At 55.1% G+C, this 20,192-nt stretch carries 24 protein-coding genes; 14 read left to right on the top strand and 10 right to left on the bottom strand.

The window, feature by feature from the left end; genetic code table 11:
* From Q0510_RS15565 to mraZ, 6 genes are all read right to left on the bottom strand, one after another.
* On the bottom strand, positions 1 to 956 hold a 956-nt coding region (locus Q0510_RS15565; protein ID WP_298713703.1), incomplete at its 3' end, for a phospho-N-acetylmuramoyl-pentapeptide-transferase.
* Between the two features lie 17 nt (positions 957 to 973).
* Positions 974 to 2,440: a UDP-N-acetylmuramoyl-L-alanyl-D-glutamate--2,6-diaminopimelate ligase gene (locus tag Q0510_RS15560; protein WP_298713701.1), complete on the bottom strand. Its 1,467-nt coding sequence runs from the start codon at positions 2,438 to 2,440 to the stop codon at positions 974 to 976.
* Between the two features lie 7 nt (positions 2,441 to 2,447).
* Entirely contained in the window at positions 2,448 to 4,553 is a 2,106-nt protein-coding gene (locus Q0510_RS15555; protein ID WP_298713698.1) for a penicillin-binding protein, read from the bottom strand.
* Positions 4,554 to 4,586: 33 nt separating this feature from the next.
* Positions 4,587 to 4,961: an FtsL-like putative cell division protein gene (locus Q0510_RS15550; RefSeq protein WP_298713696.1), complete on the bottom strand. Its 375-nt coding sequence runs from the start codon at positions 4,959 to 4,961 to the stop codon at positions 4,587 to 4,589.
* Positions 4,962 to 5,035: 74 nt separating this feature from the next.
* Entirely contained in the window at positions 5,036 to 5,944 is a 909-nt protein-coding gene (gene rsmH / locus Q0510_RS15545) for a 16S rRNA (cytosine(1402)-N(4))-methyltransferase RsmH (RefSeq protein WP_298713694.1), read from the bottom strand.
* A gap of 11 nt (positions 5,945 to 5,955) precedes the next feature.
* On the bottom strand, positions 5,956 to 6,426 hold the full coding sequence (gene mraZ / locus Q0510_RS15540) for a division/cell wall cluster transcriptional repressor MraZ (RefSeq protein WP_298713692.1): 471 nt from the start codon (positions 6,424 to 6,426) through the stop codon (positions 5,956 to 5,958).
* 308 nt (positions 6,427 to 6,734) lie between these two features.
* Here mraZ and bamD point away from each other — a divergent pair, with 308 nt between their 5' ends.
* From bamD to Q0510_RS15490, 10 genes are all read left to right on the top strand, one after another.
* On the top strand, positions 6,735 to 7,568 hold the full coding sequence (bamD, locus tag Q0510_RS15535) for an outer membrane protein assembly factor BamD (protein WP_298713689.1): 834 nt from the start codon (positions 6,735 to 6,737) through the stop codon (positions 7,566 to 7,568).
* Entirely contained in the window at positions 7,537 to 7,878 is a 342-nt protein-coding gene (locus tag Q0510_RS15530) for a DNA-directed RNA polymerase subunit omega (protein ID WP_126247713.1), read from the top strand. The genes bamD and Q0510_RS15530 overlap by 32 nt, the downstream gene beginning before the upstream one ends.
* Before the next feature lie 75 nt (positions 7,879 to 7,953).
* Positions 7,954 to 9,159, top strand: coding sequence for a bifunctional phosphopantothenoylcysteine decarboxylase/phosphopantothenate--cysteine ligase CoaBC (gene coaBC / locus Q0510_RS15525; protein WP_298713685.1), 1,206 nt, complete (start codon positions 7,954 to 7,956; stop codon positions 9,157 to 9,159).
* Complete coding sequence (locus Q0510_RS15520) at positions 9,152 to 10,069, top strand: DUF4835 family protein (RefSeq protein WP_298713682.1); 918 nt, start codon at positions 9,152 to 9,154, stop codon at positions 10,067 to 10,069. Before coaBC ends, Q0510_RS15520 begins: the two co-directional genes overlap by 8 nt.
* 7 nt (positions 10,070 to 10,076) lie before the next feature.
* A complete protein-coding gene (locus Q0510_RS15515; RefSeq protein ID WP_298713680.1) occupies positions 10,077 to 10,553 on the top strand; it encodes a DUF4296 domain-containing protein in 477 nt (158 codons plus the stop codon).
* Between the two features lie 25 nt (positions 10,554 to 10,578).
* Positions 10,579 to 11,271, top strand: a complete 693-nt coding sequence (locus Q0510_RS15510; RefSeq protein ID WP_298713677.1) for a CoA transferase subunit A — start codon at positions 10,579 to 10,581, stop codon at positions 11,269 to 11,271.
* A 7-nt stretch (positions 11,272 to 11,278) separates the two neighbouring features.
* Positions 11,279 to 11,935, top strand: a complete 657-nt coding sequence (locus Q0510_RS15505; RefSeq protein WP_298713674.1) for a 3-oxoacid CoA-transferase subunit B — start codon at positions 11,279 to 11,281, stop codon at positions 11,933 to 11,935.
* A gap of 41 nt (positions 11,936 to 11,976) precedes the next feature.
* Positions 11,977 to 12,780, top strand: a complete 804-nt coding sequence (locus Q0510_RS15500) for an aminotransferase class IV (RefSeq protein WP_298713671.1) — start codon at positions 11,977 to 11,979, stop codon at positions 12,778 to 12,780.
* Positions 12,781 to 12,878: 98 nt separating this feature from the next.
* Positions 12,879 to 13,856 carry a glycosyltransferase family 10 gene (locus Q0510_RS15495; RefSeq protein WP_298713668.1) on the top strand — a complete coding sequence of 326 codons (978 nt, stop codon included), beginning with the start codon at positions 12,879 to 12,881 and terminating at the stop codon, positions 13,854 to 13,856.
* Between the two features lie 86 nt (positions 13,857 to 13,942).
* Positions 13,943 to 15,241, top strand: coding sequence for a deoxyribodipyrimidine photo-lyase (locus Q0510_RS15490; protein WP_298713665.1), 1,299 nt, complete (start codon positions 13,943 to 13,945; stop codon positions 15,239 to 15,241).
* A gap of 194 nt (positions 15,242 to 15,435) precedes the next feature.
* Here Q0510_RS15490 and Q0510_RS15485 read toward each other — a convergent pair whose 3' ends face one another.
* Together Q0510_RS15485 and mqnB are read right to left on the bottom strand one after the other, a co-directional pair.
* A complete protein-coding gene (locus tag Q0510_RS15485; protein ID WP_298713663.1) occupies positions 15,436 to 16,224 on the bottom strand; it encodes a 1,4-dihydroxy-6-naphthoate synthase in 789 nt (262 codons plus the stop codon).
* A 13-nt stretch (positions 16,225 to 16,237) separates the two neighbouring features.
* Entirely contained in the window at positions 16,238 to 16,894 is a 657-nt protein-coding gene (mqnB, locus tag Q0510_RS15480; protein ID WP_298713661.1) for a futalosine hydrolase, read from the bottom strand.
* Between the two features lie 59 nt (positions 16,895 to 16,953).
* Between mqnB and Q0510_RS15475 the strand changes: the two genes are divergently transcribed.
* From Q0510_RS15475 to Q0510_RS15460, 4 genes are all read left to right on the top strand, one after another.
* Positions 16,954 to 17,367: a 6-carboxytetrahydropterin synthase gene (locus Q0510_RS15475; RefSeq protein ID WP_298713658.1), complete on the top strand. Its 414-nt coding sequence runs from the start codon at positions 16,954 to 16,956 to the stop codon at positions 17,365 to 17,367.
* A 22-nt stretch (positions 17,368 to 17,389) separates the two neighbouring features.
* Complete coding sequence (folE, locus tag Q0510_RS15470) at positions 17,390 to 17,995, top strand: GTP cyclohydrolase I FolE (RefSeq protein ID WP_298713655.1); 606 nt, start codon at positions 17,390 to 17,392, stop codon at positions 17,993 to 17,995.
* A gap of 113 nt (positions 17,996 to 18,108) precedes the next feature.
* Positions 18,109 to 19,014 carry an ACP S-malonyltransferase gene (fabD, locus tag Q0510_RS15465; RefSeq protein ID WP_298713653.1) on the top strand — a complete coding sequence of 302 codons (906 nt, stop codon included), beginning with the start codon at positions 18,109 to 18,111 and terminating at the stop codon, positions 19,012 to 19,014.
* A 56-nt stretch (positions 19,015 to 19,070) separates the two neighbouring features.
* Entirely contained in the window at positions 19,071 to 19,460 is a 390-nt protein-coding gene (locus Q0510_RS15460) for a hypothetical protein (RefSeq protein ID WP_298713650.1), read from the top strand.
* Between the two features lie 73 nt (positions 19,461 to 19,533).
* Here Q0510_RS15460 and Q0510_RS15455 read toward each other — a convergent pair whose 3' ends face one another.
* Together Q0510_RS15455 and Q0510_RS15450 are read right to left on the bottom strand one after the other, a co-directional pair.
* On the bottom strand, positions 19,534 to 19,938 hold the full coding sequence (locus Q0510_RS15455) for a GNAT family N-acetyltransferase (protein ID WP_298713647.1): 405 nt from the start codon (positions 19,936 to 19,938) through the stop codon (positions 19,534 to 19,536).
* Positions 19,939 to 19,997: 59 nt separating this feature from the next.
* Positions 19,998 to 20,192, bottom strand: a 195-nt coding sequence (locus tag Q0510_RS15450; RefSeq protein ID WP_298713644.1) for a PLP-dependent transferase, incomplete at its 5' end; no start/stop codon positions are given.

Here is a 20,192-nt window from a genome sequence, read left to right as displayed (position 1 = left end):
AGACCTAGAATTGCCAGACAACCCAGCACAAAACCCAGTAAATTTGAGCCGCAGTCCCCCATAAAAGTGCGTGCCGGATAAAAATTATACGGTAAAAACCCTATAGTAGAAGCTACTAGAATAAACGCCATAACTGCCGCTACTGTCTGTCCATTTAAAAGAGTAACGATTCCCAGGGTACAACCGGCAATAGCCGATTCTCCAGCCGCCAGCCCATCCAGCCCGTCGGTAATGTTCGCCCCGTTCGACACCGCCGTGATAATAATGATCACTATGAGGATGTAGATGACAAAAGTGAACTTCTCGCCGCCGGGGATCCAGGAGATCAGTTTGGCATAGTTGAACTCATGGTTTTTTACGAAGGGGATGGTGGTGATGGGCGTCTTTACGTCCACGAAACGTTGCCCTTCGGACGTTACGCGCTCATTGCTCACCACTTTTTCGTTGGGAGCCAGCTTCTTTCCGTCCATGATCTCGCGGCTCATCACCACATTCTCATTGAAATACAGGGTAGTGCCTACGATCAGCCCGAGGCCCACCTGGCCGAGAATCTTGAATCTTCCCGCCAACCCTTCTTTATTCTTCTTGAATACCTTGATATAATCGTCGATAAACCCGATCAGCCCCAGCCAGATGGTGCAAAGCAGGATCAGGAGGATATAAACGTTCATAACCCTGGCAAACAGCAGAGTGGGGATCACGATGGCGGAAAGGATGATCAGGCCGCCCATGGTAGGGGTGCCTTTCTTTGTCTGTTCGCCTGCCAGCCCAAGGTCGCGGATGGTTTCGCCGATCTGCTTGCGCTGCAGGTATCTCACGATGCGCTTACCCAGCAGCAGCGAGATCACGAGCGAGAGCAACAACGCCATGGTCACACGGAATGTGATGAATTGCCACATGCCGGTACCGGTGTAGTTGAACTCGTTTTTAAGGTAAGTGAACAGATAATATAACATATGATAATCGTGATCTTCTATTTGTCAAACATTTCCAGCAATTCCCGGAGCACCTGCTTGTCGTCGAACGGATGCTTTACACCATGGATCTCCTGGTATTTTTCATGCCCTTTGCCCGCGATGAGGATGATATCCTCCGGCTTCGCGAGGCTCACGGCCGTTTTGATGGCTTCGTGGCGGTCGGTGATCGACAGCGTTTTCTTGCGCTGGGTCACATTCACGCCGGCTTCCATTTCGCGGATGATGGCCGCGGCGTCTTCCGAACGCGGGTTGTCGCTGGTGAAAATGGCCTTGTCCGAATGTTCGGCCGCTACTTCCCCCATGACCGGGCGCTTGGTGGTATCGCGGTCGCCGCCGCAACCCACCACGGTTATGATTTGCTCATGGCCCTGGCGGAGGTTTTTGATGGTGGCGAGCACGTTGAGGAGCGCGTCGGGCGTATGGGCGTAGTCCACGATCCCGATGATGCGCTCGTTTTTCGAAACGATGTAATCGAACCGCCCTTCCGCACCCTGCAGGTTGCTGAGCGCCGCCAGCACGGTGTCTTTATCATCACCCAGCAACACCGCCGCGCCGAACACGGCCAGCAGGTTGTAGGCGTTGAATTCGCCGATGAGGCGGAAGTGCACGTCTTTTGCGCCGATCTGCATCACCAGCCCGGTGAGGTTGTTCTCGAGTATCTTCCCTTTGAATTCGGCCATGGTGCGCAGGCTGTACGTGGCTTTGCGGGCCTTCGTGTTCTGCAGCATCACGTTGCCCCGCTTGTCGTCCAGGTTCGTGAGGGCGAAGGCGGAGGCGGGAAGGTTGTCGAAGAACGATTTCTTCACACGGATATATTCGTCGAACGTCTTGTGGTAGTCAAGATGATCGTGGGTGATATTCGTAAAAATGCCGCCGGCGAACTGCAGTCCTGCAATGCGTTGCTGGTGGATGGCGTGGGAGCTCACTTCCATGAAAGCATAATCACAGCCTTCGTTCACCATTTCCGCCAGCAGGGCGTTGAGGTGGATGGGATCGGGCGTGGTATGGGTAGCCGGAACGATGCGCTCGCCGATCTGGTTCTGTACGGTCGACAGCAGGCCGCAATGATGCCCCATCGCGGTGTACAAACGGAACAGGAGCGTGGCTACGGTGGTTTTGCCGTTCGTGCCCGTAACGCCCACAAGCTTCAGCTTCCGCGAGGGATTGTCGTAGAAGTTGCCTGCCATGATGCCCGCGGCCTGGTGGCTGCTGCCAACCAGCACGTAACACACGTCGGGGGCGGTTACTTCGGGCAGCGCTTCACAAACCACGGCGGCAGCGCCCTGCGCCACCGCTTTGGAGATATAGGCATGGCCGTCGGCCGCCACTCCGCGGATGGCGATGAACACGTCGCCGGCTTTCACCTGGCGCGAGTCTATATGTAACGCATGAATGGCAATGTCGTTATTGCCATGTACGTCCAGGATCTGAACCTGGTATAATATGTCCCGCAACGTCTTCATATCGGCATCAACTCAGTTCTATTATGATCGTTTGTTCTTTTCCTATGTTGGTTCCGCCGGGGAGCGACTGTGCCGTCACTTTTCCCGCTCCGCGGATCACTACGCGCAGCCCTGCGTTTTCCAGCAGGTAGAGCGCATCTTTCAACCCCATTCCTTTTACATCCGGAACGGTGCCGTTTTGTTGTTTCACCGGCTCGAAGGCCAGTTTGTTCCCTTTCACGTCGGCGCTCACCCAGTTGCTGCTGGTGAGAGGACCGTTGTAAGGCAGTCCCAGCGTGGCGGCTACGCTTCTCCATTCACTCCCTTTCCCACCTTTCATGGCCATGGACGAATCCAGTCCGCCGATGGCGCCCGCCAGGTTGCGGGGCTTTTTCACCGCGAGGGCGTACAGTTTGTCCGCCACTTCGCGGAACACGGGGCCCGCTACAGAACCGCCGTAGAACTTGGCGGCATGGGGCTTGTTCCGGATCACCACCACGCAGGTGTATTGCGGATCGTCGGCCGGGAAGTAGCCCGCGAACGACGACTGGTAGATTTTGTCGGCATATCCACGCTTGCCATTCGCGATCAGCGCCGTACCGGTTTTGCCGGCAAAGCGGTAGTAAGGCGTCTGCAGCTTGGTGGCGGTGCCCTTCAGCACTACGCCTTCCAGCATATCTTTCAGCGCGGCCAGGGTGCGGGAGGAGCAGATGCTGTCCATCATCACCGTGGGCCCGAAGTTTTTCACTGGTTGCCCGTATTCCTGAATGCTGTTCACCAGGTAAGGCTTCATCATTTTGCCCCCGTTGGCCACGGCGTTGTACAACATGGCGGTGTGAAGGGGCGTTTGCGTCACTTCATACCCGAAAGCCATCCACGGCAGGGTGGTGGCGCTCCAGCTTTTGTTGGCCGTGGTCTTGATCATCGGTTTGCCTTCGCCTACGAGGTCGACGCCGGTGGGGGCGTCCAGACCGAGCTTACGGAGATGGGCCGAGAATTCGTTTGGTTTCTTCTGGTAATATTGATACACCAGTTTGGCCATCGCTACGTTGGAGCTGCGCTCGAACGCATGTTTGACGGTTACGTTGGTGAGATGGTGCGGTTCGGAATCATATACCACCCGGCGGTTGATGGGCCAGCGGCCGTAGTTCAGGTCCACCATGGTGTTGGGCGTGATGTATCCGTCTTCCAGCAGGGCGATCATGGTGGCCAGTTTGAAAGTGGAGCCGGGCTCGCCTTTCTGGATGGCGTGGTTCATATCTTCCCAATAGCTGCCGTCGGGCTGGCGGCCCAGGTTGGCGATGGCCTTGAGCTTGCCGGTTTTCACTTCCATGAGGATGGCGGTGCCGTGCACGCATTCGTTCTGGACCATCATGCGCATCAGGGCGGTTTCCACGATGTCCTGCATGTTCACGTCGAGGGTGGTGATCACGTCTTTCCCGTTTTCCGGCTCGATGTCGTATCCTTCCACGGGCATGTACGTTCCTCCGGCGATCCTGCGCATGAGGCGCTTCCCGGTGACGCCGCTCAGCCATTCGTCGTAGGTGTTCTCGAGGCCTACGTTCTGGGAGTTGGTGCGGGCCAGGCCGATGGTGCGGTTGGCGAGGAGCTTGAAGGGGTTGATCCGCTTGTTCTTCGTCTCCACGATCAGGCCTCCCTTGTTGCGCCCGAGGCGGAAGAGCGGGAAGGCCCGGAGCTGCTGGTACTGGTCGAAGCGGATGTCGCGCTTGAGGAGGAAGTAACGGTCTTTATCCTTGTATCCTTCCTGCAATATCTTTATATACTCGGCGGGGGAGCGGTCCATGAACAGGTTGGCGAGCGCGCGGGAGAGGGAGTCCACGTTTTCCTTGAAGTAGTTCTTCTTTTTATCGCGGAGGCCGTCGGCCTTGAAGTCGATACGGATGTCGAAGTAAGGAATGGAGGTGGAGAGCATGCGGCCTTCTTCGGAGTAGATGGTGCCGCGGTCGGCGTCGAGGTCCATATAGGCGGTGTGGAGGCTGTCGGACATATTGCGCCAGTAGTTGCCTTCCACCTGCTGGAGGAAAACCACTCTTCCGACGATGGCGACCGCGAAGATGCCCATGCCGATGAGGCATAGATACGACCGCCATAATATGTCTTTTTTAATCTCCATTTGCCGGGTTAGAATCAGTATCGGTGTGAAATCCTATTGCTCGTTGTTGTTTTGCTCCTTCGGAACGATCCGTTGGGGCGGGGTGCTGAGTTCTTTGAGGCCGAGGGGTTCCACGGCCTTGCTTACTTCGCTGAGTTTGCTTCTGAACATCAATTCGCTTTTCACGCTCAGGTATTCCCATTTCAGCTCCTTGATCTCGCGGCTCAGCCGGTTGATCCGGATGATCTTCTTCTCGGCGAGGTGATTATTGGCGATATACACCAATGCCACTACGGCGAGGAAGAGGATAAAGGGGAGGTTGTCGGTGATCATGCGATAGTTGATCCGCAACCGCCATTCCCTCCGGGGCGTTTCCGGGGTGCTCTCCTGCGGTATTTCCGCTGATATGTCTTTTACTTCTTCCTGCAAACCTTTACGTGTTTAGCGATTGAATGTTGCTGACCAATGTTTTCGGTAAAAGGGGATAGGATGGAAGTAACTTATTATATCTTTTCTGCGACCCGCAGTTTAGCGCTCCGGCTCCTGGGGTTTTCCTTCAGTTCCGCATCGGCAGCCGTAACCGGCTTCTTCGTTACCAGGCGGAACACTTTCGGCGGGGTTTCGAAGGAATACGGATTTTCATCCACCGTCTCAAAACTGCCGTTCTTCATAAAGTTCTTCACCAGCCTGTCTTCCAGCGAATGGAAGGTGATAACCGACAATCGTCCCCCCAGTTTCAGTACCGCCGTGGATTGCTGCAGCAGGTCTTTCAGCGCCCCCAGCTCGTCGTTCACCTCGATCCGCAGCGCCTGGAAGACCTGCGCGAGGTATTTGGCGGGATTGCCTTTGACGATGGGCTGGATCAGCGACTTGAACTCCGCGATCGTACGGAGGGGATGGGCCTTTCTCAGCTGCACGATGGTTTTGGCCAATGTGCGGGAGTTGGTCACTTCGCCGTAGTCCTGGAAGATGCTCAACAGCCGTGATTCGGAATAGGTGGTGAGCACGTCCGCGGCGGTGAGCTTTGCCCGGTTGTCCATCCGCATGTCCAGCGCGCCGTCGAACCGGGTGGAAAACCCCCGTTCGGCCGTGTCGAACTGGTAGCTGGAGACCCCGAGGTCGGCAAGTATTCCATCGGCCCCGGAGGCTTTATGCAGCCTGCAAAAGCGTTCCAGGTGGCGGAAGTTCTCGCGGACGAAAGTCACCCGCTCGTCCGGTATCCGGTTGCGGTAGGCGTCTTCGTCCTGGTCGAACACGATGAGCCGCCCCTGCGGGCCCAGCTGCTGCAGGATGGCCCGGGAATGGCCGCCGCCGCCGAAAGTGGCGTCAATATACAGGCCGTCGGGCTTGATCTGCATGTGTTCGATCACTTCCTGGAGAAGGACCGGCTGATGATAGAAACCTGCTTCCATGCTTGCCGTTTTTACAGTCCGGGGATATTGCTTCCGTCGGGCGACATGACCTGTTGGGCCAAATTGCTGAAGGCTTCCGGTGAAAAATTATCAAAGAACTCCTGGTATTTGGCCTTGTCCCAGATCTCGATCTTGTTGTTGGCCGCGGCGAGCACGATGTCTTTATCGAGCCCGGCATGCGCCGCCAGGTTTTTCGGGATGTTGAGGCGGCCGGCACTATCCAGTTCCACAATGGTGGCCCCGTTCAGAAAATAGCGGCGGAATTCCCTAACTTTCGGGTCAAAATCGTTCAACTTGGCAATTTTTTCCTGGATAGGATTCCATTCGCTCATCGGATACAGGGTCAGGCACTTTTCGAAGCCGCGGTTCAGCACAAACTGGGTCCCGGCATCTTCTTGCAGCTGCCGTTTAAACCCGGCAGGGAGCAGGAAGCGCCCTTTTGCGTCCAGCGTTGATTCATATTCACCTAAAAAGCCCGTCATGCTTCGGTTTAATACCTGATTACCATTTTCTAACACAAAATAACACTTTTTCCCACTTTTAACCGAAAAAATGTATTCTATATTTTTTCCACACGAGGTATATCCCTGTGGTAGCGGTTTAGAGCCCGGTGGGGAAAGGTGGTTTGTGGATAACGGAAGTGGGGTGTGGAAAAAATGTTTATAACAGTGGCTTGAGTGTTGAAAACCCGCTATGGCCTTGAAAAAGGCATTTTTACAAAATTTTAACGGCCACGAATTATGCCCTTACAGGATTTTGCTTTTAATTCGTACCTTTGCGATTCTTTTTTATGAGGAAAATTTTCTTATTTACTGGCCTCGTGGCCCTTACGCTCGCTTCCGCTTCCTGCAACAGGGAACTCCGGCGCATTGAAAAAAGCAATGACCTGGACAAGAAACTGGCGTATGCCGATAAAATGTACGAGAAGAAGAAGTACCAGATGGCACAGACCTTATATGAGGAAATGATCCCCGTATTCAAAGGCACCGACAAGTTCGAGCCGCTGTATTATAAGTACGCCTACTGCTCCTACTACCTGAAGGATTACACCCAGGCCGCCTTCCACTTCAAAAACTACCTCGACGCACTGCCCAGCAGCCCCCGCGCACAGGAGATCGACTATCAGCAAGCCTATTGCTACTATAAACTCTCCCCCAAGGTAGCCCTCGACCAAACCAACACCATGAAGGCCATCGCAGCCATGCAAACCTTCATCAACACCTACCCGCAGTCCGACAAATCCACCGAAGCCTCCGTCGTGATCGACAACCTCCGGCATAAACTGGAAGCGAAAGACTACAACGCCGCCGAGCTGTATTACAACCTCGGCCACTACAAAGCGTCCGGGGTAGCCTTCAAAAGCCTCATGCGCGCTTATCCCGACTCGGACAAGAGCGATAACTATAAATTCATGGCCATCAAGGCCTATTTCCAGTACGCCAAAAACAGCGTACCCTACCGCCAGAAAGAACGTTACGAAACCGTCGTAAACGAATACCTGGAGTTCAACGACCGCTACCCGTCCAGTAAATTGCGCGGGGATGCCGAAAAATATTATACCTTAGCAAAAAATAACATTAAAACGCTGGAAAATGAGCAAAATAAAACGGAGTCTGTCCAGTAGCCTGAACCCCTGGGTTGAGACTAAAAACACGACTGACATCAAGAACAGAACCGGTAATCTGTACGAGTCCATTGCCATTATTGCCAAAAGGGCAAACCAGATCAACATTACCGTGAAGGAAGAGCTCCACTCCAAACTGGAAGAGTTCGCCTCCCACACGGATAACCTGGAAGAAGTGCACGAGAACAAAGAGCAGATCGAAATCTCCCGTTTCTACGAAAGAATGGCTAACTCCGCTATTCAGGCAACCCAGGAATTCCTGGACAATAAGATTTATTTCCGCAAAAACGACGACGATCTGTACTCCTGATCCGTTGCGTATTTGTGAAAAATACTAATTTCATAGCGGCAGAATATCGTTGTTCTGCCGCTTTTATTTTGCCAGATGTTACAAGGTAAGAAGATCCTACTGGGCGTATCCGGCAGCATCGCCGCCTATAAAGCCGCCCTCCTCGTACGCCTCCTCGTCAAAGAAGGCGCCCAGGTGAAGGTGCTCATGACCCCCGCCGCCTGCGAGTTCATCACGCCCCTCACCCTCGCCACCCTCTCCAAACAGGAAGTCGGCGTCCACATCTCTGAACACGGCAGCTGGAGCAACCACGTCATGCTCGGCCGTTGGGCCGACGTCATGCTCATCGCTCCCGCCTCCGCCAACACCATCGCCAAAATGGCAAACGGCATCTGCGATAACCTCCTCCTCGCCGTCTACCTCTCCGCCACCTGCCCCGTCCTCTTCGCGCCCGCCATGGACGAAGACATGTGGCTCCACCCCGCCACCAAAGCCAACGTGGCCAAACTGCTCAGCTACGGCCACCGCCAGCTGCCCGTCCACCGCGGCGAACTGGCCAGCGGCCTCTTCGGCGAAGGCAGGATGGCCGAACCCGAAGCCATCGTTTCTTACCTCTACACCTTCTTCACCGGCCGCCCCGAAGGCCAGCCCCTCAAAGGCAAAACCGCCCTCGTGTCCGCCGGTCCCACCCAGGAGCCCATCGACCCGGTGCGCTTCATCTCCAATCACTCCAGCGGTAAAATGGGCATCGCCATCGCCGAAGCCCTCGCCGAAGCCGGCGCTACCGTGCAGCTGGTCCTCGGCCCCACACCCAAAGAAACCCGCCACGCCGGCGTCACCACCCAAAAAGTAGTGACCGCCGCCGAAATGTTCGACGCCTGCACCGCATTCGCCCCACAGGCCGATATCATCGTGATGGCCGCCGCCGTGGCCGATTACCGGCCGCGCTCCGTCGCCGATAAGAAAATCAAGAAGAAAGACGATGAAATGAACCTCGAACTGGAAAAAACGGCCGATATCGCCCGCGCCCTCGGCGCTTCCAAGCAAAGCCACCAGCTCCTCGTCGGCTTCTCCCTCGAAACCAATAACGAACGCGAATACGCCCTCAGGAAACTGAATGATAAAAACCTCGACATGGTCGTGCTCAATTCCCTGAACGACCCCGGCGCCGGGTTCAACTACGATACCAACAAAATCACCCTCCTCCGGGCCGATGGCCAGGAGAACCAGCTCCCCCTGCAATCCAAACAGGAAGCTGCCAGGGAAATCGTTTCGGCTATAATCGACATGCAACATGGCTAAACACCTTTTCGCTTTCTGCCTCTGTTTGATGGCATCCCTTGTCGCCGGCGCCCAGGAATTCCGCGCCAACGTGTCCGTCCAGGCCGCACAACTGGGCACCAACGTGGAAAAACGCATCTTCAACACCCTGCAAACCGGCCTTAATGAGTTCATCAACGGCCGCCGGTGGACCGACGATGCCTTCACCCAGGGCGAACGGATAGAATGCAACTTCCTCCTCAACGTCACCCAGGACCTGGGGAACAACACCTACCGCGCCAGCCTCACCATACAGGCTGCCCGCCCCATCTACAACACCAACTACAATTCCAGCATCCTCAACATACAGGACAATAACCTCGTTTTCCGCTACGTGGAGTTCCAGCCGCTGGAATTCAACGAGCAGCGCATTTCCGGGAACGATCCGCTGGCATCCAACCTCACGGCCGTTGTGGCATACTATTGCTACATCATTCTCGGCCTCGACTACGACAGTTTTTCCCCCCGCGGCGGCGATAATTATTATAAAAAAGCCCTTAATATTGTGAATAACGCCCCCGACGGCAAGGACGTTTCGGGGTGGAAGGCGTTCGAAGGCAACAGGAACCGCTACTGGCTGCAGGATAACCTCCTGAACGTCAAGTTCGCGCGCTTCCATGATGTGATGTATACCTATCACCGCCTGGGGCTCGACCAGATGTACGAAGATATGAACAAGGGCCGCGCCGCGGTGATGAATTGCCTGAACATGCTCATGGGCATCCATGAAGACCAGCCCAATTCCATGGTGATGCAAAGCTTTTTCAACGCCAAGAACGACGAGCTGATGAAGCTCTTCGCCAAGGCGCCGCCGCAGGAGAAGATGCGGGCCATCCAGATGTTGTCTGTCCTCGATGTGCCCAATGCCAACAAGTACCAGCAAATGAAGTAAATAGACTATGAAGAAATGGAGTAAGACGGCAGGCGTCTTTTTTATCGCCCTTTGCCTGGCAGCATGCGGAGAAGCGGACCGTACACCTTCCGGCGTACTGGGAAAGGATCAGATGCGCGATATTTTGCTGGATATGAACTATGCGGACGTTTACGCCCGCGAGCAGGTGCCGGAAGGGCGCAGCCCCGCGGACATGAACGAGGCCACGCGCGACTCCGCCGTCAAAACCCTTTACGCCCAGATTTTACTGTTACATAAAACGGACCGCGAAACCTTCACGAAAAGCTGGCAGTTCTATGAATCGCATCCCGACAGGCTCGAGGCGATTTATAAAGAAATGGGCGATATCGTAAGGCGCAAGCGCGAAGTAATCGATTCCACGGAAAAGGCAAAGATGGAGCGTGAGTTGAGGAAGGCAGGCCGCACCCGCATGGATTCCCTGTTCTGGCCCGTGCCCGACAGCCTGAAGCTGAATATATTCTGACGTTATAGACACCAAAACAGAGAAGATGAACAAGATCGTTGCAAACGCCGACGAGGCTATCGCCGATATCCCCAACGGCGCTACCCTCATGCTCGGCGGATTCGGACTGTGCGGCATCCCGGAAAACTGTATCGCGGCCCTTGTGCGCAAGGGCGTCGGCAACCTGACGTGTATCTCCAACAACGCGGGGGTAGACGAATTCGGGCTGGGACTGTTGCTGAAAACAAGACAGATTAAGAAGATGATGGCGAGCTACGTGGGCGAAAACGCCGAGTTCGAACGGCAATTGTTGTCGGGCGAACTGGAAGTAGATCTCATTCCCCAGGGCACCCTCGCCACGAGGATCGCCATGGCCGGCATGGGCATCCCGGCATTTTTCACCCCCGCGGGCTTCGGTACCGAGATCGCGGAAGGGAAAGAAACCCGGCGCTTCGGGGACAAGGATTATCTCATGGAAATGGCGCTCCACGCTGATTTTTCTATCGTCAAAGCCTGGAAAGGCGATAGGATGGGGAACCTCGTATTCCGGAAAACCACCCGCAACTTCAGCACCTCCATGGCAAGGGCGGGCAACATCACCATCGCCGAAGTGGAAGAACTGGTAGAACCCGGCCAGCTGGACCCGGATGGGATCCACGTGCCCGGCATTTATGTTCACCGCATCTTCCAGGGAAGCGATTACGAAAAACGCATCGAAAGAAAAACCGTCAAAATCTGATTCTCCTATGGCTCTCGATAAATATGGCATTGCCAAACGCATCGCGCAGGAATTGCGCGACGGGATGTATGTAAACCTGGGGATAGGCATCCCCACGCTTGTGTCCAACTTCGTTCCGCAAGGGATCTCCATCATGCTGCAGTCCGAAAACGGGATGCTGGGGATGGGGCCTTACCCGACGGAAGAAGCCATCGATCCCGATCTGATCAACGCCGGCAAGGAAACGGTGACCATCCTCCCGGGGGGCGCCTTCTTCGACTCCGCCGAAAGCTTCGGCATGATCCGCGCCGGGAAGGTAGACCTCACCGTGCTGGGCGCCATGGAAGTATCCGACTCGGGTGATATCGCCAACTGGAAAATACCCGGCAAAATGGTGAAAGGCATGGGCGGCGCGATGGACCTCGTGGCTTCGGCCAAAAATATCATCGTGGCCATGATGCACACCAATCCCAAAGGCGAAAGCAAGCTCCTGCCGCAATGCTCCCTGCCGCTCACCGGCGTCCGCTGCGTCCGGAAAATCGTGACCGAAATAGCCGTTCTCGATGTTACCCCCGATGGCTTCCGCCTGCTGGAACGCGCGCCGGGCGTGAGCGTTGAAGAAATCATAGCCAAAACCGCCGGCCGGCTGGTAGTGGAAGGGGATATTCCGGAAATGGTTTTATAATCGTAAATTAGGGGATGCAATTGTGTTACAACGGAAGATTCATGACGGCCGACAAACCGTTGCTCACCGTCGATAACCGTAGTTTCAGGTATGGCGACGGCTGTTTTGAAACCATGAAAGTGTACCGTGGGCAGCTCCTGCTGGCCGATCTGCATTTCGAGCGCCTGATTGCCAGCCTGCATATCCTGCATTTTCACATACCGGCGCATTTCACAAAAGAATATTTCTCCGAGCTCATCGTCCAGCTCTGCCGTGCCAACAACGTTGCGGAGCTGGCACGGGTGCGCCTCACCGTCTGGCGCGCCGGTACCGGATTGTACGACCCGGTCGTCCATACCCCGCATTTCCTTATCCAGTCCTGGGAACTGCCGGAACACATCTTCGAGCTTAACAGCAACGGGCTGTCGATGACTGTCTTCTCCGACGCCATCAAATCCGCCGACAAGCTCAGCAACGTCAAATCCAATAACTGCCTGCCCTACGTGCTGGCCGCGATGCACGCCCGGCAGCACCAGGTATCGGAAGCCGTGCTCCTCAACCAGTACGGCCGGGTGGCGGATACAACCGTAGCCAATGTATTCGTGGTGAAAGACGGCGAGATCTTCACCCCGCCGCTCACCGAAGGCTGCGTCTGCGGCGTGATGCGCAAACACCTGCTCACCGCCGGCTTCCAGTTTCCCATTTACGAACAGCCGCTCAGCATCCGCGACCTGCAAACAGCCGACGAAATTTTCCTGACCAATGCTATTTACGGCATCAAATGGGTAGGGGAGTTCGGGGATACATCCTACGGCAACGCCACCTCCGCCATCCTCCATGATCTGCTGTTCGAATCCATGCTGTAGGGGATGACAGGCAACATATGCAGGTTTTAAACTATCTTTGCACGCGCGAAAGCGCAGGATGAAATTTCTTTAAGCCAGACTTCCCAACTTCGATATACATGACCATCAGAGATCTTTTGATTTATACCGGACTGTACCGGCCCTATGTCAACTACAAGTTTCTCCCCGACGAGAATAACATCGAAGTGCTGAACTTCTATCCCACCAAACTGCAGGAATTGTGGCACTACCGCTATGTCATGCACCATTTCCGCGACCTCGTAACGCCGGAAAACACCCTGCTGATCGGGTCTGTTTTCGGGCCGAAGCGCAAGCTCAAGCTCAGCAAGAGCCATATCAAAATGTTCTATACCGGCGAAAATGTGAAGCGTTTCCCCGATTACCTCGACCAATGCAAAAAGTTCGCGGATATCGCCATCGCATTCGATTACGCCGACACCGACGAATACCAGCGTTTCCCCATCTGGCTGGAATATTTCTTCGAGCCCGATTCCACACCGGCCTCCATCCGTAAGGAATTGGCTGAATTCGTGACCACTTACTGCCCCGATAACGAAAGGAAATTCGCTTCGCTGGTGTGCAGCCACGATAAAGGCAAGCTGCGGACCATCCTCTTTCACGCCATGAGCACCATCGACCGGGTCGACAGCGGGGGCAGGTACCTCAACAATACCAACGCCCTGCAGGAAGAGTTTCACGACGACAAGGCGCGCTTCATCGGGCAGTATAAATTCAATATCTGTCCCGAGAATACCGACCGGGACGGATATGTCACCGAAAAAGTGTTCCAGGCCATCCGCAGCAACACTATTCCCATTTATTGGGGCGGGTTGAACAATCCCGAACCGCAGGTGCTGAATAAGGACGCGATCCTTTTCTACGACGGTCCGGGTAGCATGCCCGGCCTGCTCCGCCAAATCGAAGAATTGCACCGCAACCCGAAGTTGTTCAGCGAATTCCTCGCCCAGCCGAAGTTCCAGCCGCAGGCGGACGAATACATCATTCATCTGTTCGATAGCCTGCACCGGAAAATGAAGAAAGTGCTGACGAAGAAAAGCGGCATCATCGTTCCGTAATAGCCGTTGCCTTTTCGTGTTGAAATCTGTATGGTGATTATCGCCGTATATTCGTGTTTCAAGCAACCGGGAATGAAACCGAGTATATGAAAGTAGTTATCTGCTGGTTCCGCCGGGACCTTCGGCTGCACGACCATGCGGCATTGTATCACGCGCTCCGCAGCGGGTTCCCCGTTGTGCCCGTTTTTATTTTCGATACCGATATCCTCGACGACCTGGAAGACCGCGCCGACCGCAGGCTGCAGTTCATTCACGATGCGCTTGCCGGGATGCAGGTGAAATTGTTGACGATGGGAAGCACGATGCATGTGTTCTATGGTACGCCAGCCGCGGCGTTCCGTCATTTCACGGAGGTGTACGAGGTAGCCCGTGTATACGCCAACCATGACTACGAGCCCTACGCCCGTCAGCGCGATGAATCCATGGCGGCGCAATTGGGCAGGCAGGGGATCGGGTTTACTACGTATAAAGACCAGGTGATTTTCGAAAAGGGGGAAGTGTTGAAAGATAACGGTGCGCCCTATACGGTGTTCACGCCGTACAGCCGCAAATGGAAAGCAGCGCTGGAGCCGTTTTTTCTCAAATCTTATCCTACGGAACAGTATTTTAAACATTTCCACCTGCAGGATGAGCGCCCTGTTCCCGCGCTCCCTGATATCGGATTCGAGACCACCCGCCACGATTTTCCGCCGCCTGATCCGGAAGACGCGCTGATAAAGCACTACGATAAAACCCGCGACTATCCTGCCTTGCACGGCACCAGCCGGCTGAGCGTACACCTGCGTTTTGGTACGGTGAGCATCCGCGAACTGGCGCGCCGGGCCATGCAATTGAACGAGACTTTTTTGAACGAGCTGATCTGGCGGGAATTTTACCAGATGATTCTCTGGCATTTCCCGGACGTGGTGCATACATCGTTCCGGAAAGAATACGACAAGATCCAGTGGCGGAACAATGAGCGCGAGTTCTTTGCCTGGTGCGAGGGGCAAACGGGCTACCCGATCGTGGATGCGGGCATGCGCGAACTGAACGAAACCGGCTTCATGCACAACCGCGTGCGGATGGTGGTGGCGAGCTTTCTGACGAAGCACCTGCTGATCGATTGGCGCTGGGGCGAGGCTTATTTTGCCAAAAAGCTCCTGGATTACGACCTGGCCGCCAACAACGGCGGCTGGCAATGGGCGGCGGGCTCCGGCTGCGATGCGGCGCCGTATTTCCGGGTGTTCAACCCCACTTTGCAGGCGCAGAAATTCGACAAGGAAGGGAAATATATCCGCCGTTGGGTCCCGGAAATCGACGGGCTTCAATACGTGCAACCCATTGTAAATCATGAAATGGCCCGGAAACGGGCGCTGGAAGTCTACGGGAAAGCCCTGAAGCCCTAAGGCCGCCGGCATAAGCAAAGGCGCATGCTCCCGAGGGAGTATGCGCCTTGTTGTTTTGTCTGCTGGCCCGGCTTGTCATGCCCATGACAAAAGGGGCACGTCCTAAAATAGGTTTACACCCAATACATGGTACCCGCTCAGCAGGGACTTAGTAGGGATACCGTACTGTAACCGTACTAACCGCGTCCTGCTTTTTATACGATGGCCATTTGCTTCAGCACTTCGATGGCTTTGTGCCCATCTTCGCCCAAATCCAGGCTGAAGTCGTTGACATACAATTCGATATGTTGCCGCATCACCTGTTCGTCCATTTCCTGGGCGTGCGCCTTGACGTAGGGCGCCAGCGTGGGGTAGTTGGAAAAGGCGATCTGCAGGCTCCGGGAGATCAGGCCGTCGACTTTGCGGGCCGTGGCCTCCGGGATGTCTTTCCGGATGAAGATGCCGCCCAGCGGGATGGGATGGCCGGTTTTTTCTTCCCAGAAGGCGCCGAGGTCGGTGATTTTCACGAGGCCTTTCTGTTGATAGGTGAAGCGGTTTTCGTGGATGATGACGCCGGCGTCGGCTCTGCCGGAGATCACCGCCTGTTCGATATCCGAAAACACCATGATTTCCTTGTTTTTCGCGTCGGGGTAGGCGATGGAAAAGAGGAGGTTGGCGGTGGTGTTTTCGCCGGGGATGGCGATTTTCAGGGATGCGATTTGTTCGGGTGAAAGAGGCTCCCGGGCGATGAGGAGCGGGCCGCAGCCCCGGCCGAGCGCGCTGCCGCTGTTGAGGAGGCGGTATTTGTCCGCCACGCGGAGGCCGGCGGCGAAACTCAGTTTGGTGATATCCAGTTTTCCCTGGAGGGCCCATTGGTTGAGGGTTTCCACGTCTTCCAGCCGGGTGTCGAACTGCAATCCCTCCGTGTCCATCTTGCCATTCACCAGTGCGTCGAAGATGAAGGTATCGTTCGGGCAGGGCGAAAATCCTAAGCTCAGTTGCATATATCTTTCTTTTTTATCGTTCGTTATTCCATTCAAGGATCGTTTGCCGCAGCAGGCCGTTGAGGTTGCGCACGGCCAGGGGTATGTCCCAGTTGCTTTTGTCGCGCTGCTCCACGTAATTGGAAACGGTGCGCAATTGCAAAAAGGGGACATTTTCCAGTAAACAGGCGTAGTGCAGCGCGGCGCCTTCCATGCTTTCGAGGCCGGGCTGGTATTGCTGTTCCAGCCTTTGGATGGTGGCGGCTTCGCCGCTGACGGTGTTGACGGAAACGCCGGTGAGGCGGGGGAGGTGTGCAAGACTGTCAGGAACCCTGTCAAACGGATTCAATAAATAATCATGCGTAAACGGGTGCTGATCATGTTTCCATAGCCCGATGTGGAAGAGGTCGCGGAATTGGCCGTTATCTTCCGCGCCGAGGTCGGCGAGGTATTCTTTTTCCACCAGGGCGGCCTGGCCCAGGGGGATTTTCCGGCTGAAGGCGCCGGCGATGCCGGCTTGCAGCACGAGGGCGGGCTTATTGGCTGAAAGCCGCTTCCCCAGGGCGTATGCGGTGCTGAAGCCGCCGATGCCGGTGATGAGTATTTCCACGTCCTTTCTTCCCGATTCCTGCAGCCAGGCTGTTGTGGGCTGGATTTCCGCCTCTGTGGCGGCGGCTACGATCAGTTTCATCCCATAAAGGTACGTTTTCGTCGAATTGCTTTAACTTTGCAGAAATTTATCAAACACAAATGATTTATCTGACGCGCGTCGAGCATTTTAATGCAGCGCACAAGTTGTACAATCCGCAGTGGAGCAAGGAGCAGAACCAGGAAGTTTTCGGCAAATGCGCCAACGACAACTGGCACGGGCACAATTATGAACTGCATGTAACCGTGAAGGGAGAACCTGATCCGGAAACCGGTTTTGTATTCAACGCCAAAACGTTAGGCGTCCTGATCAACGATGTGGTGGTGGAGAAGATGGACCATAAAAACCTCAATATGGACGTGGATTTCATGAAAGATAAATTCACCTCCGCCGAGAACGTAGCCATCGCCATCTGGGAACAACTCGAAAAACATCTCCCCGGAACCGTTCAGCTGCACTGCATCAAGCTGCACGAAACTTCCAAGATCTACGTGGAATACTACGGCGGGAAATAACCTATAAAAAATACTGCAAGCCATGGCTTACAAGAAGGAAGAACTGTACGACGAAAAGGTGACGGAAGGATTGATAGAGCATTACCGCGGAAGCATTTCCCTGCTGGGTGAAGATCCGGACCGGGAAGGACTGCTGAAAACGCCTGAGCGCGTGGCCAAAGCCATGCAATATCTCACGCAGGGCTACCAGCTCGATGCGAAGGAAGTGCTGAACGGCGCCAAATTCACCGAAGCTTACAGCGAAATGGTGATCGTGAAGGATATCGAACTGTATTCCATGTGCGAGCATCATATGCTGCCTTTCTTCGGGAAAGCGCATGTGGCGTATATTCCCAACGGGTTCATCACCGGCCTGAGCAAGATCGCCCGCGTGGTGGACATCTTCAGCCGCCGCCTGCAGGTACAGGAGCGCCTCACCCACCAGATCCTGGACGCCATCCAGGACACCCTGCACCCGCAGGGCGTGGCCGTTGTCATCGAGGCGCAGCACCTTTGCATGATGATGCGGGGCGTGCAGAAGCAAAACTCCGTAACCACCACTTCCGCTTTCAGCGGCCAGTTCGAAGACGGTACCACCCGCGCCGAATTCATGAAACTCATCGGGTCCGACCTGATGGGGCGCCGTTAAAAGCACGCTACCATATTGATTTCAATTTCCCTATGGTTTAACCCGGCTATATGCAAGCTGGGTTAAACCATAATTTTTTATATATATTTGCCATCTGATAATTAAGCATATCAATGAAGCACGCATTCGTTTTTCCCGGTCAGGGAGCACAATTTACCGGTATGGGCAAGGCTTTTTACGAACAAAGCCCCAAAGCCCGCGATCTCTTCGGGCAAGCCAACGACCTGCTCGGATTCCGGATCTCCGACGTGATGTTTGAAGGTTCCGAAGCCGATCTCAAACAAACCAAAGTTACCCAGCCCGCCGTGTTCCTGCACAGCGTTATCGGGTTCCTCTGCCTGGAAAACGCCCGTCCCGATATGACGGCCGGCCACTCCCTCGGCGAATTCTCCGCCCTCGTGGCCAACGGCGCCCTCGGATTCTCCGACGCGCTGAAGCTCGTTTCCATCCGCGCCAACGCCATGCAGAAAGCCTGCGAGATCACGCCGTCTACCATGGCCGTGGTTCTCGGGCTCGACGATGCCAAAGTGGAAGAAATCTGCGCCACTATCACTGACGATACCGTAGTGCCCGCCAACTATAACTGTCCCGGCCAGCTGGTGATTTCCGGTACCAAAACCGGTATCGCGCGTGCCATGGAACTCCTCAAGGCAGCAGGTGCCAAACGCGTGATGGAACTCGCCGTAGGCGGCGCTTTCCACTCGCCCCTTATGGCCCCCGCACAGTCCGAACTGCAGGCAGCCATCGAATCCATCGCATTCAACACGCCCAACTGCCCCGTTTACCAGAACGTGGTGGCCAAAGCCGTGACCGATCCTGCGGAAATTAAACAGAACCTCATCACCCAGCTCACCGGCGCCGTAAAATGGACCCAGTGCGTGCAGGCCATGGTGGCCGACGGCGCCACCCGCTTCACCGAAGTAGGCCCCGGTAAAGTATTGCAGGGCCTCATCGCTAAAATCGATAAAACTGCGGCTACAGACGGCGTGTCCGACACCCTGGAACTGGCGGTAAAATAAACGGAACTGTAACTAATAACACGGTGCGGCCGTTTTACGGGTATAAATCACTCCCTATGCGGAAATACGTCGTATTATGCAGCCTCCTGGCCCTTGCGGTGCTGGCGGCCTGCAAAAAAAGCAATTCGGACGAAGGGCCGCGCTGGTTGGAAAACACGGAGAAAAAGGAGACCATCATCTTCAAAGATCATCCTCCCGGCAGCACCGACCTTCCCGCCGATAACAGCTTCTATTTCCAGTTCCGGCAAATGCCCCAGGATGCCACCTATCCCGTGTTATCCGGTTTGTATTTTTACCGGATCGAGGGCGACAGCATCCTGTTCCGCAACAACGACCAAAAATTCTATTTTAAAATGGCGGCAGACGGAAAATCCTTCACCATCGGAAGATTTTTCCCTGCCAACGGAACCCGGCTGCCAGAGAAATTAGTGTTCGAGAAACAGTGATCGTACTCAGCAGACAAAAAAGAAAAGCGTCCCGGCACCACAGTACCGGGACGCTTTTTTATGCCCTTACGCCTCAAAGGTCGATGTTGGCGTTCAGCCATTCCGGATCAAATTTGGCGTTGTATTTCTTGTAGAAGTTAATGGCGGGCTCGTTCCAGTCCAGCACCTGCCACATCATCCCGGAGAATTGCTTCTCCCGCGCTTCCACCAGCAGCTGGTCGAACAGCAGCTTGCCGATGCCTTTGCCGCGGTGGCTGCCGGTTACCACGATATCTTCGAGGTACATGCGCTGCCCCTTCCAGGTGGAGTAGCGGATGTAGTACAGCGCCATGCCGGCGATAACACCATCTTCTTCGGCTACAAACGCCCACCATACCGGGTTTGCCCCGAATCCCGATTCCTCGAAGTGGTCCAGCGCAACGGTCACCTGTTCCGGCGCTTTTTCGTATAAAGCCAGTTCGCGCACCAGTTCCATCATGCGGGCACAATCTTTTCGTTCTGCTCTGCGGATTGTAATCATCATTGAATTTTAGAAGTTCATGCCAGGGCCTGATCGAGATCGTTCAGGATGTCGGTCACCGATTCGAGGCCGGTGCTCATGCGGATGAGGCCGTCGGTGATATCGTATTTTTCGCGGAGTTCTTTCGGAACGCTGTAATGGGTCATCGATGCGGGATGGCAGATGAGCGTGTCTGTTGTGCCAAGGCTCACGGCGCGGAGGCACATCTGCAG

Origin of the sequence: uncultured Chitinophaga sp. (genome assembly GCF_937874145.1) — a bacterium.
In the GTDB taxonomy this organism is placed as follows: domain Bacteria; phylum Bacteroidota; class Bacteroidia; order Chitinophagales; family Chitinophagaceae; genus Chitinophaga.
This window is presented reverse-complemented; position numbering and strand designations above follow the sequence as displayed.